The organism is Thermaerobacter subterraneus DSM 13965 (genome assembly GCF_000183545.2).
GTDB lineage: Bacteria > Bacillota > Sulfobacillia > Thermaerobacterales > Thermaerobacteraceae > Thermaerobacter > Thermaerobacter subterraneus.
On the sequence record NZ_JH976535.1, the window covers coordinates 1037494 to 1063901 of the forward strand.

Annotated in this window: 23 protein-coding genes; 14 read left to right on the forward strand and 9 right to left on the reverse strand. The window is 70.5% G+C overall.

Annotated elements, in window-relative coordinates; genetic code table 11:
- The first annotated feature begins 200 nt into the window (after positions 1 to 200).
- On the forward strand, positions 201 to 2078 hold the full coding sequence (gene menE, locus THESUDRAFT_RS04350; protein ID WP_006903519.1) for an o-succinylbenzoate--CoA ligase: 1878 nt from the start codon (positions 201 to 203) through the stop codon (positions 2076 to 2078).
- 30 nt (positions 2079 to 2108) lie between these two features.
- Here menE and THESUDRAFT_RS04355 read toward each other — a convergent pair whose 3' ends face one another.
- Genes THESUDRAFT_RS04355 through THESUDRAFT_RS04365 form a run of 3 tightly spaced genes read right to left on the reverse strand, consistent with a single transcriptional unit; the run spans position 2109 to position 4676 of the window.
- Positions 2109 to 2885, reverse strand: coding sequence for a response regulator transcription factor (locus THESUDRAFT_RS04355; protein ID WP_006903520.1), 777 nt, complete (start codon positions 2883 to 2885; stop codon positions 2109 to 2111).
- 40 nt (positions 2886 to 2925) lie between these two features.
- Positions 2926 to 3195: an SHOCT domain-containing protein gene (locus tag THESUDRAFT_RS04360; RefSeq protein ID WP_006903521.1), complete on the reverse strand. Its 270-nt coding sequence runs from the start codon at positions 3193 to 3195 to the stop codon at positions 2926 to 2928.
- Positions 3192 to 4676: a HAMP domain-containing sensor histidine kinase gene (locus tag THESUDRAFT_RS04365; RefSeq protein WP_156821714.1), complete on the reverse strand. Its 1485-nt coding sequence runs from the start codon at positions 4674 to 4676 to the stop codon at positions 3192 to 3194. Before THESUDRAFT_RS04365 ends, THESUDRAFT_RS04360 begins: the two co-directional genes overlap by 4 nt.
- 399 nt (positions 4677 to 5075) lie before the next feature.
- Here THESUDRAFT_RS04365 and THESUDRAFT_RS04370 point away from each other — a divergent pair, with 399 nt between their 5' ends.
- The 3 genes from THESUDRAFT_RS04370 (at position 5076) to THESUDRAFT_RS04380 (ending at position 7195) form a co-directional block, all read left to right on the forward strand.
- On the forward strand, positions 5076 to 5402 hold the full coding sequence (locus tag THESUDRAFT_RS04370; protein WP_006903523.1) for a hypothetical protein: 327 nt from the start codon (positions 5076 to 5078) through the stop codon (positions 5400 to 5402).
- Between the two features lie 347 nt (positions 5403 to 5749).
- Positions 5750 to 6523 (forward strand): thioredoxin family protein, encoded by a 774-nt coding sequence (locus THESUDRAFT_RS04375; RefSeq protein ID WP_006903524.1) that lies wholly within the window; start codon positions 5750 to 5752, stop codon positions 6521 to 6523.
- Between the two features lie 171 nt (positions 6524 to 6694).
- On the forward strand, positions 6695 to 7195 hold the full coding sequence (locus tag THESUDRAFT_RS04380) for a luciferase domain-containing protein (RefSeq protein ID WP_006903525.1): 501 nt from the start codon (positions 6695 to 6697) through the stop codon (positions 7193 to 7195).
- 276 nt (positions 7196 to 7471) lie between these two features.
- On the opposite strand, the gene THESUDRAFT_RS04385 is transcribed toward THESUDRAFT_RS04380, so the two are convergent.
- Positions 7472 to 7816: a hypothetical protein gene (locus tag THESUDRAFT_RS04385; RefSeq protein ID WP_006903526.1), complete on the reverse strand. Its 345-nt coding sequence runs from the start codon at positions 7814 to 7816 to the stop codon at positions 7472 to 7474.
- 409 nt (positions 7817 to 8225) lie between these two features.
- Here THESUDRAFT_RS04385 and THESUDRAFT_RS04390 point away from each other — a divergent pair, with 409 nt between their 5' ends.
- From THESUDRAFT_RS04390 to THESUDRAFT_RS04425, 8 genes are all read left to right on the forward strand, one after another.
- Entirely contained in the window at positions 8226 to 8846 is a 621-nt protein-coding gene (locus tag THESUDRAFT_RS04390; RefSeq protein ID WP_006903527.1) for a class I SAM-dependent methyltransferase, read from the forward strand.
- A gap of 176 nt (positions 8847 to 9022) precedes the next feature.
- The gene (locus THESUDRAFT_RS04395; RefSeq protein WP_006903528.1) at positions 9023 to 9634 is read left to right on the forward strand and encodes a TlpA family protein disulfide reductase; all 612 of its coding nucleotides are present in this window, start codon (positions 9023 to 9025) and stop codon (positions 9632 to 9634) included.
- Between the two features lie 49 nt (positions 9635 to 9683).
- The gene (locus THESUDRAFT_RS04400; RefSeq protein ID WP_006903529.1) at positions 9684 to 10481 is read left to right on the forward strand and encodes a hypothetical protein; all 798 of its coding nucleotides are present in this window, start codon (positions 9684 to 9686) and stop codon (positions 10479 to 10481) included.
- Positions 10482 to 10748: 267 nt separating this feature from the next.
- On the forward strand, positions 10749 to 12443 hold the full coding sequence (locus tag THESUDRAFT_RS04405) for a multicopper oxidase family protein (protein ID WP_006903530.1): 1695 nt from the start codon (positions 10749 to 10751) through the stop codon (positions 12441 to 12443).
- Positions 12444 to 13062: 619 nt separating this feature from the next.
- The gene (gene ltrA, locus THESUDRAFT_RS04410) at positions 13063 to 14355 is read left to right on the forward strand and encodes a group II intron reverse transcriptase/maturase (RefSeq protein WP_207635430.1); all 1293 of its coding nucleotides are present in this window, start codon (positions 13063 to 13065) and stop codon (positions 14353 to 14355) included.
- A 190-nt stretch (positions 14356 to 14545) separates the two neighbouring features.
- The gene (locus THESUDRAFT_RS04415) at positions 14546 to 15253 is read left to right on the forward strand and encodes a response regulator transcription factor (RefSeq protein ID WP_006903531.1); all 708 of its coding nucleotides are present in this window, start codon (positions 14546 to 14548) and stop codon (positions 15251 to 15253) included.
- Positions 15250 to 16635, forward strand: a complete 1386-nt coding sequence (locus THESUDRAFT_RS04420) for a sensor histidine kinase (protein ID WP_006903532.1) — start codon at positions 15250 to 15252, stop codon at positions 16633 to 16635. Before THESUDRAFT_RS04415 ends, THESUDRAFT_RS04420 begins: the two co-directional genes overlap by 4 nt.
- A gap of 188 nt (positions 16636 to 16823) precedes the next feature.
- The gene (locus THESUDRAFT_RS04425; protein ID WP_006903533.1) at positions 16824 to 17168 is read left to right on the forward strand and encodes a four-helix bundle copper-binding protein; all 345 of its coding nucleotides are present in this window, start codon (positions 16824 to 16826) and stop codon (positions 17166 to 17168) included.
- 372 nt (positions 17169 to 17540) lie between these two features.
- Here the strand turns inward: THESUDRAFT_RS04425 and THESUDRAFT_RS14235 are convergent, their stop codons facing one another.
- Positions 17541 to 17864 carry a hypothetical protein gene (locus tag THESUDRAFT_RS14235; protein WP_242823239.1) on the reverse strand — a complete coding sequence of 108 codons (324 nt, stop codon included), beginning with the start codon at positions 17862 to 17864 and terminating at the stop codon, positions 17541 to 17543.
- 18 nt (positions 17865 to 17882) lie between these two features.
- On the opposite strand from THESUDRAFT_RS14235, the gene THESUDRAFT_RS04430 reads away from it, so the two are divergent.
- Positions 17883 to 19817 (forward strand): heavy metal translocating P-type ATPase, encoded by a 1935-nt coding sequence (locus THESUDRAFT_RS04430; RefSeq protein WP_242823240.1) that lies wholly within the window; start codon positions 17883 to 17885, stop codon positions 19815 to 19817.
- 103 nt (positions 19818 to 19920) lie between these two features.
- Here the strand turns inward: THESUDRAFT_RS04430 and THESUDRAFT_RS04435 are convergent, their stop codons facing one another.
- The 4 genes from THESUDRAFT_RS04435 to THESUDRAFT_RS14240 all read right to left on the reverse strand — a co-directional run bounded on the left by THESUDRAFT_RS04435 (position 19921) and on the right by THESUDRAFT_RS14240 (position 25705).
- Positions 19921 to 21159: a cell wall-binding repeat-containing protein gene (locus tag THESUDRAFT_RS04435; RefSeq protein ID WP_006903535.1), complete on the reverse strand. Its 1239-nt coding sequence runs from the start codon at positions 21157 to 21159 to the stop codon at positions 19921 to 19923.
- A gap of 148 nt (positions 21160 to 21307) precedes the next feature.
- On the reverse strand, positions 21308 to 22279 hold the full coding sequence (locus THESUDRAFT_RS04440; protein WP_006903536.1) for a F510_1955 family glycosylhydrolase: 972 nt from the start codon (positions 22277 to 22279) through the stop codon (positions 21308 to 21310).
- The gene (locus tag THESUDRAFT_RS04445; RefSeq protein ID WP_006903537.1) at positions 22276 to 25110 is read right to left on the reverse strand and encodes a heavy metal translocating P-type ATPase; all 2835 of its coding nucleotides are present in this window, start codon (positions 25108 to 25110) and stop codon (positions 22276 to 22278) included. The genes THESUDRAFT_RS04440 and THESUDRAFT_RS04445 overlap by 4 nt, the downstream gene beginning before the upstream one ends.
- 61 nt (positions 25111 to 25171) lie before the next feature.
- Positions 25172 to 25705 (reverse strand): metal-sensitive transcriptional regulator, encoded by a 534-nt coding sequence (locus THESUDRAFT_RS14240; protein ID WP_006903538.1) that lies wholly within the window; start codon positions 25703 to 25705, stop codon positions 25172 to 25174.
- A 307-nt stretch (positions 25706 to 26012) separates the two neighbouring features.
- On the opposite strand from THESUDRAFT_RS14240, the gene THESUDRAFT_RS04455 reads away from it, so the two are divergent.
- The gene (locus tag THESUDRAFT_RS04455) at positions 26013 to 26216 is read left to right on the forward strand and encodes a heavy-metal-associated domain-containing protein (RefSeq protein WP_006903539.1); all 204 of its coding nucleotides are present in this window, start codon (positions 26013 to 26015) and stop codon (positions 26214 to 26216) included.
- The last annotated feature ends 192 nt before the right edge of the window (positions 26217 to 26408 follow it).

A 26408-nucleotide genomic window follows, 5' to 3' on the forward strand; every position in this document is an offset into this window, starting at 1 on the left:
GGCGACGAGTCCTATGATGGTGGTGGTGCGCAGGGGGCCGTGACGTCTGCCCGGCGACGACGCCGACCAGGCTAGGTGGAGGAGGAAACGTGACCGCGCCCCAACCCCCCGTTTCTGATCAGGCGGGACGGCCGGAGCACGTTGGGCCGGGTCGACCCGGAACGGCCGGGGGGCCGGCTGCCTGGGCATGGACCGGGCCGATGCCCGACTGGCTTCACCGCCAGGCGGAGCTGCAACCCGACGGCCTGGCTTTGCTGGTGGCCGGCGACCCAGCCTCCACGCGTGACGAACGCTGCTGGACCTTCGCGGAGCTGGACGCCGCGGCGACGGCGCTGGCCGAGCGGCTCCGGGCAGCCGGTGTCCGGCCGGGCCAGACCGTCGCGGTGCTGGCGGCCAACGAGCCCGGATACGTCGTGCTGATCCACGCCGTGATTCGGGCGGGCGCCGTGCTGGTTCCCCTCAACGTGCGCCTGACGCCGGCCGAACTGGCCTGGCAGGTGGCCGACAGCGGCGCCGGCTGGCTGATTTACGGCCAGGGGTTCGGGGAGACCGCAGCGGCGGTGGCGGCCCACCCTTCTTCCGAGCCGGCGCAAGCCAACCGGGCACCGTCCGGCTCGAAGGGGCGGCCTTGCCTTCTCTCCCTGGCCGGCCTAGCCAGCGATTTGCTGATGGCGGGGGCGGCGACCCAGGGACCGGTCCAAGCCCCTTGCGCCACGGCTTCCGCCGGGGGTGCTACCACGACTTCCGCCGGTCCCACGGCCCCACCTTCCACCGGGGACACCGGGGCTGCCGCGGTCCCGGCTTCTGCCGCGGTTCCGTCCACGGCCTCGACCGCGGGGCTTCCCGCCGCCATCGACCTGGCGGCGCCCCACTGCATCATCTACACCTCGGGGACCACGGGCCGGCCCAAGGGCGCCGTCCTGACCTACGGCAACCACTTCTGGAGCGCCGTCCAGTCGGCCCTGAATCTGGGCCTGCACCGGGACGACCGCTGGCTCTGCTGCGTGCCCCTCTTCCACGTCAGCGGGCTGTCCATCGTCTTCCGGTCGGCGATCTACGGGATCCCCATGGTGCTGCACCGGCGGTTCGACCCGGCGGCGGTCAACGCCTCCATCGAGCGGCACCGGGTGACGGTGATCTCCGTGGTGGCCACCATGCTCCAGCGCATGCTGGACGAGCGCGGCCCCCGGCCGTATCCCGAGCACCTGCGCTGCGTGCTGCTGGGCGGCGGGCCGGCCCCGCGGCCCTTGCTTGAGGCCTGCGCCGCCCGCGGCATCCCGGTGGTGCAGACCTACGGCATGACGGAGACGGCCTCCCAGTTTGCCACCCTGGCGCCGGCCGACGCCCTGCGCAAGCTGGGCTCGGCCGGCAAGCCGCTGTTCTTCAACCGGCTGCGCATCGTGGACGAACGCGGCCGCGACCTGCCGCCCGGCCAGGTGGGCGAGATCGCCGTGCAGGGCCCCACGGTCAGCCCGGGGTACCACCGCCGGCCCGATGCCACCAGCCGCGCCTGGCGGGACGGCTGGTTCCACACCGGCGACCTGGGCTACATGGATGAGGAGGGCTACCTCTACGTGGCAGACCGCCGGGACGATCTGATCATCTCCGGCGGCGAGAACGTCTACCCGGCGGAGGTGGAGGCGGTGCTGCTGGCCCACCCGGCGGTGGAGGAGGCCGGGGTGGTCGGGGTGCCGGATCCGGAGTGGGGGCAGGTGCCGGTGGCGGTGGTGCGGCTGCGTGCACCCCACCTGGATGCGGCACCGGGCGCGGGCCTTGGCTCCGGGGGGGACGCGGTCCCGGAAGCGGGTCGCACTCCAGTCCCTGCCCGGGACCCGGAACGGAGCCGCGCCTCAGCCCCCGTCCTGGCTGCGCAACCGAGCCGGTACGGATCCCCGGCCCCGGATCCGGCCCGGCCTCCGTCTCCGGTGACGGAAGAGGCTCTCCTGCGCTTCTGCGCCGAGCGGCTGGCGCGGTACAAGGTACCCCGCCGGGTCCTCTTCACCTCCGAACCCCTGCCGCGCACTGCCAGCGGCAAGCTGCAACGGCATGTGCTGCGACAGCGGCTGGGCTCGGCGTAAGGGCCTGCGGGGCCGGGCGCTGCAATCGCCCTAACCATCAAAGCGGTACCCCACGCCCCAGACGGTGGCGATGAGGTGGCGCAGCCCGAAGGGCTCTAGCTTCTCTCGCAGGTTGCGAACGTGGCTGTCGACGACCCGCTCGTCGCCGAAATAGTCGCCGCCCCGCAGGCGGTCCAGGATCTGCTGGCGGCCCAGCGTCTGGCCGCGGTGGCGGGCCAGGATGTAGAGAAGGTCGAACTCGGTGCGGGTCAGCGGGACGGGTTGCCCGTCGACCGTCACCGTGCGGGCGCCGGGATCGATGACCAGCCGGCCGAGTTCAAGGGCCGGTTCGGCCCCCGGGGGCCGGGTCGCCCCGGCAGCCGGCATCCCGCGGCGGAGGAGGGCCCGGACGCGGGCCACGATCTCCCGCGGGTCGAAAGGTTTGACCACATAGTCGTCGGCCCCCAGGTGGAAGCCGTGCAGCCGCTCGTGGATCTCACCGCGGGCGGTCAGCATGAGGATGGGCACCGGGCTGCGTTCCCGGAGCCGTTCGCAGACCTCCCACCCGTCCATGCCGGGCAGCATCAGGTCGAGCACCACCGCCGCCACGGGGCGGCCTTGCCGCCCGGCGGCATCGAAAGCCGCCAGGGCGGACGGACCATCGCCGGCCTCCATCACGACGAACCCGGCCCGTTCCAGGTACAGCCGGAGCAGGCGCCGGATCTCCGCCTCGTCGTCGACCACCAGGACGGCCGGGGCGTCCGCGCCGCGATGGCGGTCCGGTGACGGTGCATCACCGGAATGGTAGCCGTATTCTCCCGTCCCCATTTCCCGGGTGACCTCCCCAGGACGTCCACGCCGGTGCCACCTACGATTTCATGATGTCGTCCTTGATCCGCTCGAACTCCTCGCGGCTGATCTCGCCCCGGGCGTACCGCTCCTTGAGGACGGCGAGGGCCCGGCGGTTCTCGTCGAAAACCGCCGGCTCGGACCCCCGGTCCCCACGATGGCGGTCCCGTCCCAGGAAGAGCCAGAAGATGCCGGCCACCAGCAACAGCGGCACGAGCCAGAAGGCTACCATGGCCAGCCACATCCCCCACAAGCCCCAACCGTTGCTCCACCCGGGATGCATCATCATGTCGACCGGCCTCCCATCCAGGCCCTGTATAAAAGGGCGATAATGCCCGCCAGCAAAACGGTGCTGACGGCTCCCGTCAGGGCGATGATCAACAGGTCGGCAAAGCCTCCGGCACCCGCCGGGGATACCAGCCGGGGCAGGAGCGAGGCCGTCGCCAGCGCCAGAACGCCCACGATCACCAAGAGCGCGGCGACCAGGGACTCGCCGCCGGCCCAGGCACGGTCCCCGGCCCTCGGCAGCGGCCCCGGGGCCGGCTTTTGCACGGAGGCGCGCGGCCCGGGACCGGACGCCGCCCGGCGGCCGGGTTCGTCCGCGGAAGGCATCCCAAAATCGCCATCGCCCGCAGCATTGGGGATCGCCCTCCCCGGCCGGGCGGCTGGCGCCGCCGCGGCAGGAACGCCGGCCGGCGGCATCACCGGCAGGCGAAAGCCCACCGAGGCGCCCTGCCCCGGCCGGCCGTCGGCATGGACCGTACCGCCATGGGCTTCAATGACCTGCCGCACCGTGGCGAGCCCGAGGCCGTAACCCCGCCGCCCCGGGGGCCGGGGGCCTCCGGAATGCCTGTCCACGCGGTAGAACGGGCGCCAGATGTTCTCGCTCTCCGCGGGGTCGAAACCGGTGCCCGTGTCGTGGACCGTCACCTCGACCGCTTGCCCGGCGCGGCAGACCTCCACCCAGATCCGGCCGCCCGGTGGGGTGTGGGCCAGCGCGTTGTCGAGCAGGTTCCACAGCACCTGGCGCAGCCGGCCGGCGTCGGCCTGCACGGCAGGCAAGGGCGGGTGCACCTCCAGTTCGAGGTCCACGCCCTTTTCCCGGGCGGCCGGGGCCGCATCCTCAACGGCCTCGCCCGCCAGGACGGCCAGGTCGACCGGCCCGGTACGCAGGGAGACCCGCCCCGAGGCCAGGGCTTCCCGATCCAGCAGATCCCCGACCATCCGCCCCAACCGCCGGGCCTCCCGGTCGATGACCGTCAGGTGGTCGCGCACGGCCTCCGGGTCGGCCACCATGCCGTCAAGCAACGACCGGGCGTAGCCCTGGAGGTAGGTCAGCGGCGTGCGCAACTCGTGGGCCACCGCCGCCAGGAAGGCGTCCTTCTGGGCCTGTTCCCGGGCCAGTTCGGCCGACAGGGTCTCCAGGGTTCGGGCCAGATCGGCGGCCTCCCGGTATGGGGCCGGCGGAAGCTGGACCACGTAGCCCAGGGGCTGCCGGGCGATGGCTCGGGCGGCCTGGCCCAGCCGTTCCAGGGGCCGGGCCAGCCGGCGGGAGATCAACCAGGCGAGGCCGGTGGCCACGGACAGGGCGCCGGCCGAAGCCAGGACCATGACCACCATGACGGTCCGCAGCACCGCCGCGCCGCCGCGACCGGCCGGACCGGCCTGGGCGGCCAGGGGGATGAACACGAAGCCGAGGACCAGGGCGGTCAGCAGGCTCAAGCCCGCGCCGAAGGCCCACAGGCTGAGGAACAGCGGCTTCGGACGCACCGGTCGATCCAACCTTCCGTTCCAGGTCGCCGGGGATCCGTCGCCGTTGCGGCTCGCCAGGGTTCCGGCGTGACCCGCCTGCCCAGCGAACCGGCCGGGCACGCCAGATACCCCCGCCGCGATCCGGCCCGCCTCCCAGGGTCAGTGTACCGCCCGCGTGTGCGACCCGGGTGCAGAATCTGTGCAGAAAGCATGAAGAGAGCCCTTCACCCCTCCACCGATTCTCCCCGCCGCCGGCACGGGACTTCCACAGGGGCGTGTTACGGTGACGGTGGGCCGGGGCCGGCACAGCAGGGCCCTGCCAACCCGTCCCGGCCTTCCGCGCCGGGAAGGCCAGGCTGCTCCGGAACGGCTGGCCCGCCGCGGAACGGCCGGCGCCAGTGACAGGAGGTGCAGGGGATGAAGCGCGTGGTGAGGAGAGGTTGGGCGCTGCTGTTGGGGCTGGTTCTCATTCTCGTGCTGGGCGTGTCCTCCGCCGCCTTGGCCGCGTCCGGCAATGCCGGACCGCGGGGACGCAACGGGGCTCTAATGCCGGCGGGCATGCGCGCCGTTCACCATCCGGCCATGGCGGCCGCGAGGGCCGGTTCGTCCCGGGGACCCATGGCCGGGGCCGGCATGGACGCGATGCACCAGACCATGATGAACATGTCGTATGACGAGATGATCCGCCTCTGTCAGGTCCACCACACCGCCATGACCAGCGGCGCTGCGGCGGCCACGAAGTGACAGGGGACGGTGCACCAGGGGGCGCCCGCATGCCCCCGTGTCCTGCGCGCAGGAAACCCGCCAGTCCGGACCCGTATCCGGCCTGCCGTCCCGGCCGCTGGCCAGGGCGTGGCCCTCTCCGGTGCCGGTGGTGCCTTGAGCCGCCTCCGCGCCCAGGCTATGCTGGGGCTGGAAGTTACGCGCGGCCGTCACAAGAAGGTGCGGGCGGCCGCGGCCATGACGGCGCCCGCTAGCGCCGGTGCCCTTGGCGGAAAGGTGGGCCGTGCCGGGGAAGCAAACACCCGGCTACGAGCCCCGTGGCCGACAGGGACGGGGCTCGGGCTGGCTCCCGCAGTGGAGGCGATGGCATGGCGCTGATTCGCGAGCAAGACCGGAAGGTGCTGCAGGAACGGCTCCAGGACTTGGCGGGCCCCGTCGATGTGGAGGTATTCACCCGTGACATGCGGCTGTTCGTTCCCGGCCGCGAGTGTCCCGGCTGCGAGGAAACGGTCGAGCTGATGAAGGAGCTGGCCCAGCTTCATCCTTCGATCCGCCTCCAGGTCAGGGACATCGACCGGGAGAGCCAGCGGGCGAGGGAACTGGGCGTCGAGCGGCCGCCCACGGTGGTGCTCCACGGCCGGGCCGGCGGCCGGGTGCGGTTCGTCGGACCGCCCCTCGGCTACGAGTTCGCGACGCTGGTCGAAGCGCTGATCGAGGCCTCGGCGCCAGTGCCCGCCGGCGGTGAAGGTGCCGGGGGCGACGCACCCGCTGCCGGCGGGGCGGGGAGCCAGGCCGGTCACCAGGCCGAAGCTCTGGCCCTGCTTGGCGAGGCGGGCCGGCCCGTTCACCTGCGGGTCTTCTTCACCCCCACCTGACCGCATTGCCCGCGGGCCGTGCGCTCCGCGATCAACCTGGCCATGCAGAGCCCGCTGGTGACCGCCGAGGCCGTGGAGGCCACCTCCTACCCGCAGCTGGCCCAGCAGTACCAGGTATTCGCCGTGCCCAAGACGGTGATCAACGACCGTGTCTCATTCGAGGGCGCGGTGCCGGAGGACTATCTCTGGTCGGCCATCTGGCGGGCGCTGGATCTGCACCCCGGGCAGCCGGGAAGCACGGAAGAACCGGCCGGGCCGGGGCAGTAACCTTCCGGCAGGGGCCCGCCCTGCCGCTGGATCGACCTGTAGGTGCTGCCGCTAGACCGGCCCGTAGGGGCCGAACCGCAGCCACCGGAGAGGGCTCTCGCCGGATCGCGGGCTTGCCCTCTCCGGTCACCTGTTTCGAGGTGGAGTAGGCATGGACAAGGGAGCCTGGTGATGGTGGTATCCATGCCGGCGATCGATTCCTTGCCCGAACGACGGGGTCCACGGCCCCGGACCACCCCGGCGAACCCCCACCAGCAGCTGGACCAGAACGCTCCCCCCCGGCTGCAGGAGGCGCTGTTTGAGCGGGCCCGGGCTCTGCCCGGGGTGCGCGTGGGGCCTAGCGGGATTTCCGTTCCGGGAGCCCGGGCCTTCATCCTCGATGAGGAGCTGGCGGCGGGGCCACCGGAGGCGTTCATGATCGGCCGGGAGTTCGCCCACCTGCACCCGCCCTACGACGGGAGCCTGCATCTCATGCTGCCCGAAGCCACGGCCCGCGTGGTGGTCGCCAAGGGTTGGGGCGAGTTGCATCCGGTTGCCCGCCGGGGCTGGCTGCCGCCCACGGCGATGATGGTCTACGGTCCCCGGGACGACGATGAGCTGGAGGTCGTGTGGACCATCCTGCAGGCGTGCTATGCCTTCGCCCGCGGCGCGCAACCGGGCGGCCGTGGTTGAGGTGTGGGGGCGCGGTGCCACGTTGGGAGACGGCGCGGCAGTGGCGTCCACCCCGCTTCCTGTTACCGCCGTAGGGGCTGGTTCCGCGCAAGGTTGGCCACGCACGGTTGGCATGGAAGAGCCGGCAGGGGACGCCCACGGTGCGGTGCGGGGGTAGGAGGGGGCTTGCCTGACCAGTGCGCTTGCCCGCCGGGCGCTTCTGGGCAGCGGACCTTGCTCTCCTGCCGACCGTGCCTCCGTCCCACGGGGTGGCCCGCGGTGGGCTCCGGGCGAAGATCAGCGGTGACGTCGCCACCGCCAGAGGTGCCAGCCGCCACCCAGCATGCCGCCCATGGACGCGCCCATGGTGATCATCACGCTGGCGGAGAGCCCGTGCGCCGCCGTGCCGGACCAGAGGTCCATGAACGTCGTCGATGCCGCCGCCAGGGCGCTCCCGGCGAGAGCGCCAAGCCCGGCCAGGGTCATGGCCGCATGTTCCTCCTCCGCCGCGGGCCGCACCGTCAGCGGCGCGGCCAGGGCGAGCACGGTTGCCAGCAACCCGTGCAGCGACAGGCTGTGGTCGAGGAAGCTCCCGATCAGCCCGGCCCAGGCCGAACGCTGGAACAGGGCGTCACCAAGCACCGCGCCACCTCCCCGTGATGCCGAGGTGCGGCGGGCCGCGAGCGGGCTGCACAGGCCACTGTCAGGCGCGGAGAAGGGGGATAGTTTCCAGGGGTGGCCTTCCGCCCGGGCCGTCACTTATGCCGTATGCGCGGCAGGGGCTTTCGATCCCATCCCGTGGTTGCCGTCCAACGGCCTCCCGGGGGGCTCCGAAGCGGCAACCCGGCGTCCCCGGGGAACGCCGCAGCGGAGGGACCGGGGGGTACAATGAAATGAAGGGTGTCCGGTGAAAAGGTAGGAGGGGTCGGGCCGGAGCGAGAAGCCTACCCCGACGCCGGGCCGCCGGTACGGTTGCGGGGTGGGCGGGTCTTCGGCATCGCGGCCGGGAACTCCCGAACCCGGTACGACCACGGCCAGGGGAGGAGTCACCGTGGCAGGCCACCCATTCTTCGCGGCCGTGTACGACCTGTTCCAGCGCCCGGCGGCGCCCCTGATCGATCCCTGGCGCCGGCGCGTGGCGGGTGGGGCGACCGGCCGTGTCCTGGAGATCGGTGTCGGTACGGGCCTCAACCTGCCGTTTTACCGGATGGAGCGAATCACGCGGCTGGTCGGGCTTGAGCCCGACCCCCACATGCGCCGGCGGGCGGCGGCCCGGGCCCGCCGCCTCGGCATCCCCATGGAACTGGTCGCCGCTCCGGCGGAGAACATGCCCTTTGCGGATCAATCCTTCGATACCGCGGTGGCCACCCATGTATTCTGCAGCGTCAGCGACCTGGAGCGGGCCTTGCGCGAGGTCTTCCGGGTGCTCCGGCCGGGCGGGACCTTCCGGTTCCTCGAACACGTGCGGGCCCGGGATGAACGGGCGGCCCGCTGGCAGGACCGCCTGACCCCGGTATGGCGCTTCGTCGCCGCCGGATGCCATCCCAACCGGCGGACGACGGAGGTGATCGAGGCCGCGGGCTTCGTCCTGGAGGAGCTGGAGCGGTTCGACCTGTCGGTGGGTGGTCCCGTCAGGCCGCAGGCTTTCGGTGTGGCGCGGCGCCCGGTGTAGACACGAGGAAGGGTGCTTGCATGGTGACATCCGGGGACGGCGCGTTGCCCCTGTTTCGCGTTCCCGGAGGCGGGCGTGGTCCAGGCGGCGGCCGTTCTCCGGGAGGCGGCCGTTCATAGTCGATCCGCCGCTGCGCCCCCTCGGGCCGCGGCCGCGCCGGTACGGGGAGGGTCTCGATGAACCGGATTCTCGGGGGAGCTGTCCTGCTGCTCGTGGCCATGTTGCTTGCCGGCGGAAGCCTTAGGCCGGAGGCGCCTTCGGCCCCTCCGCCGGGGGACTTGCGCCTGGCACCGGCGCCCGAGGGGACGCCGCCGCCCGCCGGGCAGGGCGGGACGGCGCAGGAACCGTCCCCGCCGGTGATCGCCGTCGGCATGCCCGCACCCGACTTCGAACTGCAGGACGTCACGGGTCGCACGGTGCGGCTTTCGGATTACCGCGGCAAGGTGGTCTTCCTGAACTTCTGGGCCACCTGGTGCCCGCCCTGCCGCGAGGAGATGCCGGAGATCCAGCGGCTGGTCGACAAGGGCGTCCCGGACCTGGTGGTGCTGGGCGTGAACACCAGCGATCCGGCCACGCCCGCCGAGGTCAAGGCCTTCATGGAGCGGAACGGCTTCACCTGGCGCGTTCCTTACGATGCGGGCAGCCGTGTGGCCCGCATCTACAGGGTGGTCTACCTGCCGACCAGCTACTTCATCGGGCCGGATGGCATCGTCTGGGCAAAGTATATCGGGCCGATGAGCCTGCCGGTCATGGAAAGCTACGTAGAACGGGCGCGCCAGGGAGGGTGAGCCCCGGCGGGTGCCCCGCGCTGCATGGTCGACAAGGGAGGGACGGTGCTTGTCGCTGCCGGTTCTACCTGACGTGATCGGCCTCGGCCCGCTGGCTTTCCCGACCGGGCCCCTGGCCACTGTGGCCGGTACGCTGGTGGCGTACGTCCTCGCGGTCAAGCTCGCCGAGCGAGCGGACGCGCGCGCCGGCCCGGCGGGACCGGCGGCGCCCGCACCGTCCCCGGCCACGGTGCCGCATTCCCCGCAGGCCCCTTCCCCGGTTGCCGATCCGGCCCTCGTCGACCGGCTGTTCACACGGGTGGCCATCGGTCTCTTGCTGGGCGCCAAGGCAGCCGACATCCTGGGCTCGCCGTCCAGTTACATCCACAACCCCCGCCTGCTGATCGCCTGGCCCGGCGGTTCCACCGCCGCGATCGGGGCCTTGATCGGAGCCTTGCTGTTGGCCGGTCCCTTGGCGCGGCGGTGGCGCGAGATCCCGGCCGTTCTTGACGTGGTCGCGACGCCGTTGCTTCTGGGCCTGGGCGTCGTCGCGCTGGGGCTGCGCGACCCGCGCGCATTTCCCCTGGCGACGGGTCTCGTGCTGGCGGCAGGGATCCTCGCCCGCTTGCGTCCACTGGCTTCGTTCCCGGGCCATGCCGCTTTGGCTGGCGTCGTTCTGGCCAGCGTGGCGGCTGTCGGAGCGGATTTCTTCCGCCCGGCAGCGGTCATGCTTGGCGGCATCAGCCGTTTCCAGGTCATGGCCGCGATCACCGGCCTGCTGGCCTATGGGGCCGCCGTGGCCATCGCACGGGCCCGCGGGAGAGCGGAGCGCGGGGAACCGCAGCACCCCGTCGTCAAGGAACCGTGACCCTCCTCAGCAAGGAAGCGCCAGACGCGGCGCACGGCAAGGTGGCGTGCAGCGCCGCGCCCCGGCGAGGCAGGGCGCCTCGCCACCGTGGGGCGCACGCTCTCCCCTCGTTCTTCACACGCTTCTCACACGACTGGCCTAAAATCGCCGGCGCGGGCCGCATCGGGCCGCATCGGAGCGCGCAGTGGCGGCCCGAGCGGCCAAGCGGGGTGGTCGAACCCGTCGAGGCGGGTTCAGAGTTCCACTCTCATCGAGGAGGAGCCAGCGATGCGCGTGTTGCGGAGGAGATGGACCGCGGCGTTGCTTGCCGCGGGGCTGGCCTTGCTGGCCGGCTGCTCGAGCGTCGGACCGGCCGGCCCCACAGCGGGCGGCGGCGACGGCGCGGCACCGGTCGACACCGCCGGCAGCGAGATGGCGACGGCGCCGGCGATCTTGCGTCCCGATGAAACCGGTGAGATCCGCCTGGTGGCCAAGCCGGCGAGGCTGGAAGTCGCCCCGGGCGTCGAGAAGGAAGTCTGGGCCTACAACGGCAGCGTCCCGGGACCGGAAATCCGGGTCAAGCAGGGAGAGACGATTCGCGTGCGGTTCAAGAACGAGCTTCCGGTCCCGACGACGATCCACTGGCACGGGTATCCGGTCCCCAATGAAATGGATGGTGTACCGGGTGTGACGCAAAACCTGGTCAAGCCGGGCGAGGAGTTCGTATACGAGTTCAAGGCGACCGTTGCGGGGACGTACATGTACCATTCCCACCAGGAGAGCGCCGAACAGGTCGACAGGGGACTCTACGGTGCGCTGGTGGTGGAGGAACCCGAGTCCGCGTACGATCGTGATTTCACGCTGATTCTCGACGAGTGGACCAAGGCGGGAGAAAGCGACGCAGAGCCGGCCGGGACCGATATGGATCACGGGAGCATGGGGGGCATGTCCGGCCAATCGAGCCAGGGAACGGAAGCGCAGGGCATGCAGGGCATGCAGGGCATGCAGGGAATGCAGGGCATGCAGGGCATGCAGGGTATGGGCGACATGCCGGGCATGTCCGGGGACACGAAGAACGACGGGATGGGTAGCCCGCAGGATATGTCGATGCCCATGCACACGATGCAGTACGACATCTTCACCATCAACGGCAAGTCGGGTTCCCTGGTACAGCCCCTGACGGTGAAGGAAGGGGAACGGGTTCGGATCCGCCTGATCAACATGGGCTACCTCCGGCATGACCTGCATCTCCACGGGCATTCCTTCACCGTGGTGGCCCGCGACGGTCAGCCCGTGGCCGGGGGCCGACCGTTGAAGGATCAACTGATCTCGATCGCGCCCGGTGAGCGTGTCGACATCGCCTTTGCGGCGGACAATCCGGGTACGTGGTACCTTGAGGCCCACGACGCGGGCGCTGCGGCCGCTTCGGGGATGAAGGTGGCCATCGCCTACGACGGCGCCTCGCAGCAGACGGGCCAGCCCAACGAGACGGCACAGCTTCCGGTGGTCGATTTGCTGAATTATGGGCAGGATGAGCAGGGGCCCTTCACCCTGGACCAGGAATATGACGTCCAGTACACGATGGAGCTGGGCACGGGCATGGGCGAGAACGGGGTCATCTACACCATCAACGGCAAGACGTTCCCGGACACGCCGCCCATCCGCGTTAAGGAGGGCGATCTGGTACAGGTACGCATCGTGAACCGCTCCCCGACGGATGAGCACCCGATGCACCTCCATGGACACTTCTTCCAGGTTCTGAGCAGAAACGGAAAGCCGTTGACGGGTGCCCCGGTGATCAAGGACACGCTGAACGTCAAGCCCGGCGAAGAATACGTGATTGCCTTCCGTGCGGACAACCCGGGCAACTGGGTGTTCCATTGCCACGAGTTGCATCACGCCGCGGGCGGCATGGTGACACAGGTGCTCTACGACGGGTACGTCAGCAACGTGCAGCCGGAACCCGACGCCAGGCCGGAATGACGCCGGCCGTTGCGGGACGCGGAAGACCAGAAGGGGTGCCTCCCTTCTGGTCTTCCGTTTGTGTGCGCCCGGCATGGGCGAGTGCTAAGGGGTGAAAGTCCCCTGCGGAGGGTGGCCCCGTACAACCGCTAGCCGAAGGCAAGGGTGCCCGCGGCGACGCGGGATCCGAAGGAAGCCGGAGGCAAAGTCGCGACCCGACGACCAGGAACCGCGGGCGAGGCGGCGCCGTCTGGGCGAGCTGGCACAACACAGCGAAGCCCGAGATGGGCCGAAGGGCGGCGCTGTAAACGCGGCGGGTGTGCGACGAAAGTGCTCGCTCTTACCCGGGGAGGCCTGCCGGTAGGCCAGCGGAGCTGGCAACCCGCGACCGCAAGGCGCGGCTGAGCCGGCAGGAGTCAGCAGAGGCCGTAGTACCGCCGGCCGGGCCGGCGGGAAGGGCCGAACGTCGAGTCCGGGAGGGTGTTGGCGCGTTCGCGCCGGGTGCGAGGAGAGCAGCCAACCCGAGAGGGCCTCGCCCAGGAAGCGGTGGTGAATCCCACCGGGGCCTGGGTGAGAGCGGAGCACCCGGCCGGGACAGACCGGCGCCCCTCCCCGCGGAGGACGTGGTGGCGTGGACCTGATGGAGCAGGTGGTGGCCCGGGAGAACATGGGGGCCGCCCTACGACGGGTCGAGCAGAACCGGGGCGCGCCGGGTATCGACGGCATGACCGTCGAACAACTGCGGGGTTTTCTGCGGGAGCGGTGGCCGCAGGTGCGCGCCCAGCTGCTGGCGGGAACCTACCAGCCGCAGCCCGTCCGCCGGGTGGCGATCCCCAAACCCGGAGGCGGCACGCGCCTCCTGGGGATTCCGACCGTCCTGGACCGCCTGATCCAGCAGGCTTTGCTGCAGGTGCTGACGCCGATCTTCGACCCCGACTTTTCGGAGCACAGCTATGGCTTTCGGCCGGGACGCTCCGCCCACCAGGCAGTCGAAGCGGCGCGGCGGCACGTCGAGGAAGGGTACGCCTGGGTGGTCGACCTGGACCTCGAACAGTTCTTTGACCGGGTGAACCATGACGTCCTGATGGCCCGGGTGATGCGGAAGGTCGCGGACAAGCGCGTCCGCATGCTGATCCGCCGCTACCTGCAGGCCGGCGTGATGGTCGGTGGGGTGAAGGTGCGGACGGAAGAGGGGACGCCCCAGGGCGGCCCCCTCAGCCCGCTCTTGGCCAACATCCTTCTCGACGACCTGGACAAAGAGCTGGAACGGCGGGGACACCGCTTTGTCCGTTATGCGGACGATTGCAACATCTACGTCCGCTCGGAACGGGCAGGGCACCGGGTCATGGCAGGCGTACGGCGCTTCCTCGAGCAGCGGCTTCGGCTCAAGGTCAACGAACAAAAGAGCGCGGTTGATCGGCCGTGGCGACGCAAGTTCCTCGGCTTCAGCATGTATCACGGCCGGGACGGCGTCCGCCTGCGGGTGGCCCCCCAAACGGTGCAGCGGCTCAAAGACCGGCTTCGCACCCTGACCAGCCGGACGTGGTCCGTTTCCATGGCCGAGCGGATCCGCCGGATCAACACTTACCTGCGGGGCTGGCTTGCGTACTTCCGGATTGCGGACATGGCAAGCCTCCTCGATACCGTGGAAGGTTGGCTCCGGCGACGCTTGCAGGCGTGCCTTTGGAAGCAATGGAAACGGCCCCGCACCCGTTTGCGGGAACTCCGCGCCCTGGGACATCCCGAGTGGAAGGCCCGGCAGTGGGCCTTTTCGCGCCGGGGTTATTGGGCCATGGCCGGTGGCCCGCTCAACAGCGCCCTGGGCAAGCGCTACTGGCTTGCCCAGGGGCTGCTGAGCCTGACCCAGTACTACCACCCACTTCGCCATGCTCGACGAACCGCCCGGTGCGGACCCGCATGCCGGGTGGTGTGAGAGGACGGGGCCGTGACCGGCCCCTCCTACTCGATTGTTGGGACGGAAACGATGCGCGCCGGCCAAGGCCGGGTTGTCCGTCGATGCCGCCGTTGTCAAGCTGAAGGGGAGCGGATCGGGGATCAGCGGCCGGTGGTGCGTTCCGGGGAACGGGGCCGCTGCATCCTCCAGGCGGCGGGGAGGGCAGACCATGCGCATCCTGGTGGTCGACGACGAGGCTCCGATGCGCGCCTTGCTCCGGCTGTTCCTCGAGCAGCACGGGTTTGCGGTCTCCGAGGCGGAAGACGGGTATGAGGCATTGGAGCGCGTCCGGACCGAGCGACCGGATCTGGTTCTGCTGGACATCATGCTGCCGGGCATCGACGGCTGGGCGGTGTGCCGGATCCTCCGGAGGGAGAGTGATGTTCCGCTCATCATGCTGACGGCCCGGGACGACGTCCGGGACCGGGTCTCCGGTCTCGAAGCCGGGGCGGACGACTACCTCGTCAAACCCTTTGCAGAAGAAGAACTGTTGGCCCGCATTCGAGCGGTCCTGCGCCGCACCCCAAGGGTCGAGGGGCGACCGGCCGACCGGGTGATCGCCGGGCCCCTGCTCATCGACGTGCCGGCCCGGGAGGCATACTGCCATGGACGCCGTTTGAATCTGACGCCTAAGGAGTTCGATCTCCTGGCCTTGTTGGCACGGCATCCGGGGCAGGTGCTGGACCGCGCGCGGATCATCGAGCGGGTATGGGGCTGGGATTACGACGGCGACGTGCGCACCGTCGACACCCACGTCAAGACGTTGCGCGCCAAATTGGTCGCAGCCGGCTGTTCCCGGCACCTGATCGAGACCGTGCGCAGCATCGGGTACCGTTTGAACCCGCAACACGACGGACGTGGTGGGACCATCCCATGAGTCGTCTGCAACTGTCGACCAAACTGGGGCTATTGTTGTTCGCCCTGTTCAGCTCGCTCTGCCTGATCCTGCTCGCCGTCCTCTACGTGGTCTTCAGCCGCTCCCTGGTGGCCCAGGCGGCGGCGGATCTATTGCACCGCGGCCACGGGCATGCCGAAGCGCTCAGCGGCCGGTGGGGGCCGGAGGCCCTGAACCACGTGGTCGCCATGGAGCGACAGACCCCCCTGATCGCAGCCGTCGTGGATCGTGGGGGAACGGTCCTGGCGTCCTCGGAACCGCTGGGCCCCGAGCAGGCGCGCTACCTCCAGGTAGACGGCCGTGCCCTCGCCACGCCGGAAGGGGCCGTCGTCAGTGGCGACTGGCGAGAGGAACCCTACCTCGTTGTATGGTCGCCCGTGTTCAGAAACGGTGAGTGGGTGGCCACGGTGGTCCTCTTCGAACCCACGGAACCCTTCCGACGTGACCTGGAGGCGTTCAAGGTCGCCAGCTGGATCGCCCTCGGCATCATGGCGGTCTTGGCAACGGCGGTGACGGTCGTGTTGTCGAGACGATTGACCCGACCGTTGCGGCAGATGACGGCCGTCACGTCCGCCATTGCCGCAGGGGACTACACGCAGCGCGTGGCGATTCGTGGCAACGACGAGATCGCTCGCCTGGCCGCTTCCATCAACCGGATGGCCCAAAGCCTGCAAACGTACCGCGCCCAGCAGTCGGCGTTCCTGGCCGACGTATCGCACGAACTGCGGACTCCGCTGACGTACATCCAGGGTTACAGCGAGGCCCTCGTCAAAGGTTACGGGGACGAAGCCCAGCGCCGGGTGATGGCGGCCACCATTCACCAGGAGGCGGGCCGGTTGACCCGCCTCCTTCAGGACCTGTTCACCCTGGTGCGCCTGGAGGAGCCGACCTTCTCCCTCCGTCGCCAGCCGGTGGAAGTGGGCCAGACCGTCAAAGCGGTGGTGGCGCGCCTGTTGCCGGCCTTTGCGGAAAAGGGTGTGAACCTCCGGGTGGATGCGTCGGAGGATCTTTGGGTGGACGGTGACGGCGAACGGCTGGAACAAGTGTGGATCAACCTGCTGGACAATGCGCGCCGGCACACCCCTTCCGGAGGAGAGGTGACGGTTAGCATCGGCCGCGAGGGGAGGGAGGCGGTGGTGACCGTGCGGGACACGGGGGAAGGCATTCCACCCGACGACTTGCCGCATATCTGGGAGCGCCTCTACCGGGTCGACAAGTCGCGCTCCCGCGCCGGCGGAGGGGCGGGGCTCGGCTTGGCCATCGTCAGGCGCATCGTCGAGCTGCACGGTGGCCGGGTCCATGCGGAAAGCAGATGCGGGCAAGGGGCGACGTTCCGCGTTTGGCTGCCTCTGCGTCCGGTGTGAGGCCCGGGCGGAAGCCTTGCGCGACAAGCACCGTCACGAAGTGAAGAACCCGGAGAGGTACCCGTCTCTCGTTCCGTATATTGCCAGCATGGCGCGACGGCCCTGGCAGGACGTTATCCACGGGGATCGTGCCGGCGCGGGAATCGGGCCGGCACGATCCTAGCCTATGGAAGAAAGGGGGTATCGGGGTGGCGGTTGTTCACACGGACGTGCAGCAGTACAAAAAGTGCATTGACGCCTGCAACAGCTGCATGCAGGCCTGCGAGCAATGCCTGACGGCCTGCCTGAAGGAGCCGGACGCCGCGCAGCGCGGCCGGTGCGTGCAGCTGTTGCGCGATTGTGCAGACATTTGTGCGCTGGCTTCCCGGGTGATGTCCCGAGGCAGCGACTTTGCCGGGGCCATTTGCCGGGTCTGTGCCGAGATCTGTGAAGCCTGCGCCCAGGAATGCGGCCGGTTCCAAGACGAGCACTGCCAGGAGTGCGCGCGCGAGTGCCGCGCGTGCGCCGAGGAGTGCCGGCGGATGGCCGCGTGACCGCGTTCGCCGCGTGGCGGGACGGGACTGGGACAGCGCAGCGGAAGGCCGCTGGATCCTCCAGCGGCCTTCCGCTCTCGCGCCGGGGTTGTTCCACCCCCGCCATGCTCGATCAACGCCCGGTGCGGCCCCGTATCCCGGGTGCGGGAGGACGGGGCTTTCCTTCGCCGCTCCTCCTCGATCGGCGTCGGAAGGCCGCGCTACAGCGGCCGGTGCCCCACGGCCGACCGCCGCGGGGTCGGCGTGGGATGGCCGGCTCTCGTCTTGCTTCCCCACCCGTCGGATGGTAAGTTATTCATGGCTGTGATACCTCGTAGGGGTATCGTGTCGTCGACAGCCGTCATCCCCCAGGTGGCCGGACCGGTCATAGGGTCATAGGAGGTCGTCGATGACATGGATGAATCGAGCCCACACCGCCATCGCGGTGAGCACGCCCCGCACGATCCGGTGCACTCCCATCCACCCCATCACCCGCATCACCACCATCACCACCCTTCCCATCCTGCGGCGAAGAGTGTTTCGCCGGAGGACAAGCCTTCCCGGAGCGACGGTGGTCGATCTCCACTTCAAAGGGCCGTCTCTGCATCCGAAGCCCAAGGGCTTGAGAAAGGTGTCCACGGCCGTGACCTCCGCGACGCGCAAAGTGTAGACCATCATCACGGTGCCCATGACCACCACGGCGCCCACGACAAGCACGCGGGTCACAGCCCGGAGATGTTCCGGGACCGGTTCTGGGTCTGTCTTGCTCTCACCGTGCCGATCCTCTACTTCGCACCCCTCACCCAGGAATGGCTGGGCTACCGGGCGGTCCAATTTCCCGGGGCGGAATGGGTCCAAGCCCTCCTGGCCACTGCCATTTACGTGTACGGCGGACTGGTGTTCATCAAAGGCGCGGCTCACGAGCTGCGGGCGCGCGCCCCGGGCATGATGACCCTCATCTCGCTGGCCATCACGGTGGCCTTCGTCTACAGCGTGGCGGTGACCTTTGGCTTCAAGGGGATGCCGCTGTACTGGGAGCTGGCCACACTGGTGACCATCATGCTGCTCGGCCACTGGATCGAGATGTCGTCGGTCCAGGGAGCCAGCCGGGCGCTGGAGCACCTGGCGGCGCTGGTACCCTCCCGGGCCCACAAGCTGGAAGGCGGTACGGTGACCGACGTGCCGGTGGAACAGCTGAAGGAAGGGGATCGCATTCTGATCCGGCCCGGCGAGCAGGTACCGGTGGACGGTGTGGTCGAGGAAGGCAGCTCCAGTGTCAACGAGGCGTTCCTGACCGGGGAATCGCGGCCGGTTCCCAAGGAACCGGGCGACGAGGTGGTCGCCGGGTCGGTCAACGGCGAAGGCGCCCTGACGGTCCGGGTCACGCGCACCGGCGACGACACGACCCTGAGCCAGATCCAGCGCCTGGTGCGGGAAGCCCAGGCGTCCCGCAGCCGCTTTCAGAACCTGGCCGACCGGGCGGCGGGCTGGTTGACCTACATCGCCATCGGCGCCGGCGCCCTGACCTTCCTGGCCTGGTGGGCGTCCGGGGAGCCCCTGGACTTCGCGCTGACGCGGGCGGTGGCCGTGCTGGTCATCGCCTGCCCCCACGCCCTCGGATTGGCGATTCCGCTGGTGACGGTCAACGCCACGTCGATGGCGGCGCGCGCCGGCATCCTGGTGCGGAACCGGGAAGCTTTCGAGCGGGCACGGGACCTGAAGATCGTTGCCTTCGACAAGACGGGCACGCTGACGGAAGGCAAGTTCGGCGTGCGCCGCATCTACACAGCCGGCTTGCCGGAAGAGGAAGCCTTGCGCATCGGCGCGGCGCTGGAACGGCGTTCTGAGCACCCCCTCGCCCGGGCGGTGGTCGAACTGGCGGACCAGCGGAATCTGCAAGTCCCGGCGGCGGAGGACTTCCGGGTGGTCGCCGGCAAGGGGGTGATCGGTTCGGTGGGTGGGAAGGTCTATCGGATCGGTCGCCCCGAGTGGATCGCCGAGCTCGGGCTGGAACTGCCCGTCGCATTGCGCCGGGGTCTGGATGAAGCGGAAGCTCGCGGCGAGAGCGTCATCGCCCTGATGGACGAGCAGGGCGCACTGGCCTTGTTCGCCCTGGCCGACAAAGTGCGGGGGCGGGCCCGGGAGGCCGTGCACAGGCTGCGGCAGATGGGCATCCAGGTCGTGATGATCACCGGCGACGCGGAGGCGGTGGCCCGCTCGGTCGCCTCGGAACTGGGGATCCAGCGGTACCACGCCCGGGTATTGCCGGAAGAAAAGGCGAAGATCGTTCGCCAGCTCAAGCAGGAAGGTCCGACGGCCTTTGTGGGCGACGGCATCAACGATGCCCCGGCGCTGCTGGAAGCCGATCTGGGCGTGGCCATCGGAGCCGGTACCAACGTCGCCATCGAGTCGGCGGACCTGGTCCTGATCGAAGACGATCCGCTGGACGTGGCGGGTGCGCTGCAAGTATCGCGAGCCACCTACCGGAAGATGGTCCAGAACCTGTTCTGGGCGACCGGGTACAACACCGTCGCCCTGCCACTGGCGGCAGGCGTCGGCGCCGCGTGGGGACTCCTGCTCTCACCGGCCATGGGCGCGGTGTTCATGAGCCTGTCGACGGTCGCGGTGGCGGTCAACGCGATGCTGCTGCGGCGACTGCGGCTCGAGTGAGCGGCGGGAGAGCGGGCTGAGCAAGGGGAGAGGCATGGGCCGCCGGCGGCGGGCGCCATGCCTCTCCTTGGCGGACGGGCCGGCCTGATGCGGCCGGCCTGCTTCATTCGATGACCGTGCGGAGGAGCACCTCCAGCTCGAATTGGACCCGGCAGGCCACCTCGCCGGGCGGGCCGACGATGTAGCCGTGCATGAACGGAGGGGCGGGGTCCGTGTGGCGAGGGTTGACGCTCAGGATATAGGTGCGGACCACGTCGGGGACCTGCCCGCGTTCAACCAGCAGCAGCGGCGCGTGGGAGGCGAGGTGCGAGAAAAGGTTGCCGGCGATGGCGGACTGCCAGGCGTCGACGGCGGAGAAACGGAAGAAGTGACCCGCGGGTTCGGTTTTGCCCCAGCCGAAGTCGCCCGCCGGGCTGAGGAAGCGGGACAGTTCCACGGAGATGGCGAAGGGTGACGCCCCGCTGATCCGGTGGACCAGACCGGTCGTAAGACCTCGGATGGCTCGTTCCACTTCTCGAGATACGGTCCGCTCGCTGCCCACGATGTAGACGTTGGGATTGCGGGCGAGGGCGATGACCCGCGCCGTGGCCAGGGGTAGCGTGTCACGGCGCGTCAACAGGATGGGCTGACCCGTGTGGGCCGACCACGCCGCCGCCGCCAGCCCCTCGGCGAACTCTTCGCCGGATACGACGATGACGGTCCTGCCTACACCGACGAATTGCGCTACCTGGGCGGCCGTCTCGAAGACGTTGCGGCCTCGCAGGCGCAGGGACCGGAAGCCCAGCCGCCGGACCTGGTGCTCGACGGCGTGCGACAAGTCGCCGACCAGGAACACCTGGACGGGACCCTGGTGCGTGCCTTCCGCCGGACCGGGGGCGGGGGCAGGCTCCAGTTCCGGCAGGGGACCGGAGTCCGTGCCCTCTGCGACCATACCCGCTGGTGTTCCGGCCGGTTCCGCCGCACCGGGCGCCGTGCCGTGCCCTGGCTGCGCGCCCACACCCGGAGGGCGCAGCCGGAGGAGCTCGTCGCGGACGAGCGGGTCCAGTTCGTCGGGGAGGGTCAGCAGAATCGGCCCGTTGCGCGGGTGATGCATCAGAGGAGACGCGACCAGGGCGTCCTGAAAGTGGTCCTCGTCGCCTCGGGCCAGGATGGCGACGCCGGGACGAAGTTCGGGGACGGACGGGTCGGGGAACGCCGTCTGCGACGCGGCCACGCTGGTCGCGATGGGGTGCCGGCCCGCCACCCGGGTGGTGTGGTGGGTGTCCGCGGCCAGCGGCAGGCAACGGGGCGCCTTGGCTTGCTCGAGGTGACCCTCTTGCCCCGCGACGTCCGGCATGGGCATCGCACACCGCTCCTTTCGCCACAGGTCTGCCAGGGATCCCCGGCGACAACAGGTGGGGCCGCGGCGGACGTGGCCCCACCTGTCCGCAACCTATGGCCTGAGGGTAAGGAGGGTGCGCTGGGAGCCGTCAAAATGGGCGCGCCGTGGGTCATTGCGGTGCCCCGATCGTTTCCCATGTCCCGCCGCCGTCGGTACTGCGCCAGAGCGTGCCTGTCATGGTGATGGCGTAGATCCGCTGCGGAGCGTCGGGGCGGGCCGCCAGGGCGGCCAGCGGATCTTGTGGGTCCACCCGCAAGCCCGACCCCGCGGGCTGCCACGTCCGGCCGCCGTCGGTGGAGCGGAGGAGCCCCTCGGCGGCGTCGTAGACCAGGATGGTCCCACGGTCCGTTCCGGGAACGAAAGCCGCCGCGGTCACCACCCCGTCCCGCAGCCGTTCCCAGGTTCGCCCGCCGTCCGTGCTCAGGAGCAGCCCGTTCTCCCCGGCCGCCAGCAGCGTCGCGGGATCGGTCGGATGGGCCACCAACTGCAGCGGGCCCAGACCACGGGGGCCGGCCAGATCCGAAGCGGGGGTGCGGGTCCACGTCTGCCCGCCGTCTTCACTGCGGTAGAGCTGCCCGTCACCGTAAAAGTAACCGTAGATCAGGCCGGGGTGGGCCGGACTCACCGCCATCGCATGGAAGTCGACGACGCCCTCCAGGCTGACGGGTTCCCAGGTCCGGCCGCCGTCCTCGCTGCGGGCGAGCCCCAGGGGGTTGTCCAAGTTCAACTGCGGTCCCGGGTGCCCGCTGGCGTAGAGGCGGCCGTCAGGCCCCGCGGAAAAGCCCATCAGGTCTGCCACCGGGCCCACGCGGCCGCGCCAGCCACCGGGTTCTTCCCAGACCAGCAGGCCGTCGTGGGTGGCCACCCAGAGCCGGTTTGGATCCCCGGGATCCACCGCCATGCCGTGGACGTGGCGGATGGACGGGGACGAGGCCGCCCCGCCCCACCCCAGGACCCCGCCCGCCACGATGACGCCGGCCACGGCGGCCACGGCCACCATGACGGCCACCCACACGCCGGTTCTTCGCCAGCGCTCTGTCCGGGACGAACCGCGGCCCTTGCGGCGGCCCTGGCGGCTCATGACGCCGGGCTCCTTTCATCGCGGCGGAAGCGCCGCATGGGATCGAAACGCTTCAGCAGGGTGGAGTTGGTCGTGACCGAGACGGAGCTCAGCGCCATGGCCGCGCCGGCCAGCACCGGGCTCAGGTAACCCAGGGCGGCCACCGGGATTCCCAGGGTGTTGTAGATCAGCGCCCAGAACAGGTTCTGCCGGATCTTGGCCAGGGTGGCCCGGCTGAGCTCGATGGCGGCCACCAGGGTGCGCAGGTCGCCCCGCATCAGGGTGACGTCGGCCGCCTCGATGGCCACGTCGGTGCCCGTGCCGATGGCGATGCCCACGTCGGCCGCCGCCAGGGCCGGGGCGTCGTTGATGCCGTCGCCCACCATGGCCACCTTGCGGCCGCGGGCCTGGAGCTCGCGCACCTTGGCGGCCTTGTCCGCGGGCAGCACCTCGGCCAGGACGCGCTCGGCGGGAATCCCCGCCTGCCGGGCGACGGCGCGGGCCGTGCGGGCGTTGTCGCCGGTGATCATCCAGACTTCGAGGCCCATCTCGTGCAAGGCGGCCACCGCCTCGGGGGCCGTCTCCTTGAGGGTGTCGGCCACGGCGATGAGGCCCGCCAGGCGGCCGTCCACCGCCACCAGCATGACCGTCTTGCCCTGTTCCTCCAGGGCGGCCAGCCGGTCCGCCGCGGCGTCCACGGCGACGCCCCGCGCCTCCATCAGCCGCCGGTTGCCCACCACCACGTCGCGGCCGGCCAACCGCGCCTGCACCCCGTGGCCGGGGATGGCCTCGAAGGATTCCGGTTCGTCCAGGTCGAGGCCGGCTTCCCGGGCCCGCTGCACGATGGCGGCGGCCAGCGGGTGCTCGGAGGCCCGTTCCACCGACGCCACGAGCCGCAACAGGGCCCGCTGCGCGGCATCCAGGTCGGAGGAACCGGCCCCGCCGCGGCCGGGGGCTGCGTCACCGCCCGGGGCGGCGTTCCCGCTGGCGCCGGCACCGGTTGGGGCCTCGCCGGCATCCTCGGCCGCATCCTCGACCACGTCGCCGTCAACGCCCGGACCGGCATCCAGCGCCTCCAGCGCCTCCAGCACCACTACGTCCGTCACCGACGGCTTGCCCACGGTGAGCGTCCCCGTCTTGTCCAGCAGGATGGCGTCCAGGGTGGCCGTCGCCTCCAGGTGCTCGCCGCCGCGGAAGAGGATGCCGTTCTCCGCGCCGCGCCCCGTCCCCACCATCACTGCCGTCGGCGTGGCGAGGCCCAGCGCGCACGGGCAGGCGATGACCAGCACCGCCGTGGCCGCCAGCAGCGCCCGGGTGAGGTCGCCCGTCGCCACCAGCCACCCCGCAAAGGTCACGCCGGCCAGCGCCATCACCGCCGGGACGAAGACGTTGGACACCCGGTCGGCAAAGGCCTGGATGGGCGCTTTGGAGGCCTGGGCCTCCTCCACGATGCGCACGATCTGGGCCAGGGCCGTGTCCCGCCCGACCTTGGTGGCGCGGAACTTGAAGGTGCCCGTGGTGTTGACGGTGGCGCCGATCACCTCGTCGCCGGGGCCCTTCTCCACGGGCAGGCTCTCGCCCGTGAGCATCGACTCGTCCACCGCGGAGCGGCCTTCCAGCACCACCCCGTCCACGGGGATCTTCTCGCCGGGCCGCACCACCACCACGTCGCCGACGGCCACCTCCTCCACGGGGACGTCCACCTCGCGCCCGTCGCGGATCACGCGGGCCGTCCGCGCCTGCAGGCCGAGGAGCTTCTTGATGGCCGCCGACGTGCGCCCCTTGGCCACGGCCTCGAGGTACTTGCCCAGCGCCACCAGGGTGATGAGGATGGCGCTGATCTCGAAGTACAGCCCCGTGATGCCCAGGCCCGGCCAGAGCAGGGCCACGACGCTGTACGCGTAGGCCGCCGTGGTGCCCAGGGCCACCAGCACCGACATGTTGGCGTTCCGGTTCTTCAGGTTGAAGTAGCTGTCACGGTAGAAGATCCAGCCCACGTAGAACTGCACGGGCGTGGCCAGGGCCAGCTGCAGCCATCCGTTCTGAAGAAGGTCGAACACCGGCCCGTGCCACGTGAAGAAGTGGGCGGCCATGGCTACCAGCAGCGGCAGCGACAGCACGGCCCCCAGGACGAACCGGTTCCACCACCCGCGGATCTCGCGCTGGCGCGCCGCCTCGGCCTCGTCGCCGGCCTCGCCGACTGGCTCCGCCTCGTAGCCGGCGTCGCGGACGGCGCCCACCAGGTCGGCCACCGAGGCCGTGCCGGGGAGCAGGCGCACGGTGCCGGTGCCTGTGGCCAGGTTCACCGCGGCTTCGGCCACACCGGGGACGCGGCGCAGGGCCCGTTCCACCCGGTTGACGCAGGCCGCGCAGGTCATGCCGCTGATGGCCAGGCGCACCTGCTGCAGGGGTACATCGTAGCCCAGGTCACGCACCCGCGCCGCCATGTCGGTCACCGTCACCCGGCTGGGGTCGAACCGGACCCGCGCCCGGGCCAGCGCCAGGTTGACGGCGGCGTCGGCGACGCCGTCCATCTTCTTCAGCCCCCGCTCGATGCGGTTGGCGCAGGCGGCGCAGGTCATGCCCTCGATGGGCAGGGTGACCTCGGCCGTGGAGGCGGAGGGTGTCGCGGCGCTTGCACCGTCGGCGCTGGCACGCGGGTTCCGGGCGCCGTCCACCGTGCCGTTGCCCACCGTGCCGTTGCCGGGGCCGGTGGGGCCGCCGGTACCGTGGCCGGTGTGGTGGCTGACGCCGTCGCCGGTTCGGTCGCCGGTGCCGGTACCCGGGCCGGGGCGAGGCGTGGGGCCGGTCCCGGCGCCGGCGCGCTGTTGAAGCAAGCTGGTATCGGCCATGGGGGAACCTCCTTACAGGCTGTCTTGCTGCGAACAGGCCAGCGGGCTGAAGACGGCGTGGCTACGGGGTCCGGAGCAGCCGCTGCACCACCGCCATGACCTCGTCGATGGCGGCGTCGCCGTCACCGCTGCGTACGGCCTCCTGGACGCAGTGGTGGGTGTGCTGCTCGAGGAGCTGCAGGGCGACGGCGTCCAGGGCGGCCCGTACCGCCGCCACCTGGACCAGCACGTCCACGCAGTAGCGCTCCTCTTCCACCATGCGCTGCAGGCCGCGGACCTGGCCCTCGATGCGGCGGAGGCGGTCCAGCAGCTTCTTGCGGTCGGCATAGGGCGTCATCCGGCGCTGCCGGTTCCCGCCCGCCTGCATCCCGCCCGCGCCGTCGTCGTCCCTTCCGGCGGCGTCCGTTCCACTCCCGCCGGCGGTACCGGTCGCGCTCCGTCCGGCGCCGCCGGTGCCGGGTTCATCGGGACCGCGATCATCGCGGAGCCCGGCCTGCACCACGGGATGGCAATGTTCACGGATAGGATGACCGGCTGCCCCCGCGGGCTGCCGGCGTGCGTCTTCGGTCGCCACACTCTCGTTTCGGCCGGTCAAGTGGTTCCCTCCCGTTGGTTCCGCGGTGCGCCTTCGACGTGGACTCACGCGACGTTCGCCACGATCATACCCCCATGGGGTATATTGAGTCAACGGTGGGTGCGAACACCGGCCCAGGCCGGTGGCGATAGGTGGGTTTGACAGGGTAGGAGACCCTGGTCTACCATGAATGCAGAATACCCCTACGGGGTATGTTCCGCTTGGAGCCGCTCCGTCAGGGGAGTCGTCCCCTGGGGCTATCCTAAACGCCGGGGGCATCCGGTCGGGCCCTGCAGGGCCTGCCGGTCGCATGCAAGGAGGGGATCCCATGGCGACGCGGGTCTACCAGGTCAAGGGCATGTCCTGCGACCACTGCAAGTCGGCGGTCAAGAAGGCGATCTCCGGGATTGCGGGCGTGAAGGATGTGGAGGTCGACCTGGCCACCGGCCGTGTGACGGTGACCTACGAGGGCGACCTGGACGACACCCGGGTTCGGGAGGCCGTCGAGGACGCCGGCTACGAGGTGGCGTAACGCCTCAAGGCGCTTGGAACCAGAGCGCCGGAGTTGGTGCGCAGGCGCCCCTACGGGCGACCCGCCAGGCTTGGCGGTCCGATGTGGCCCGGCGGCGACCGGCATCCAGCATGGGTCATGCGGATGCCGGTGCCCCGGGCCGTTTTCTATCCCTTCGTCGATCCATTCGCCATCCGGTGGACGTTACAGGAG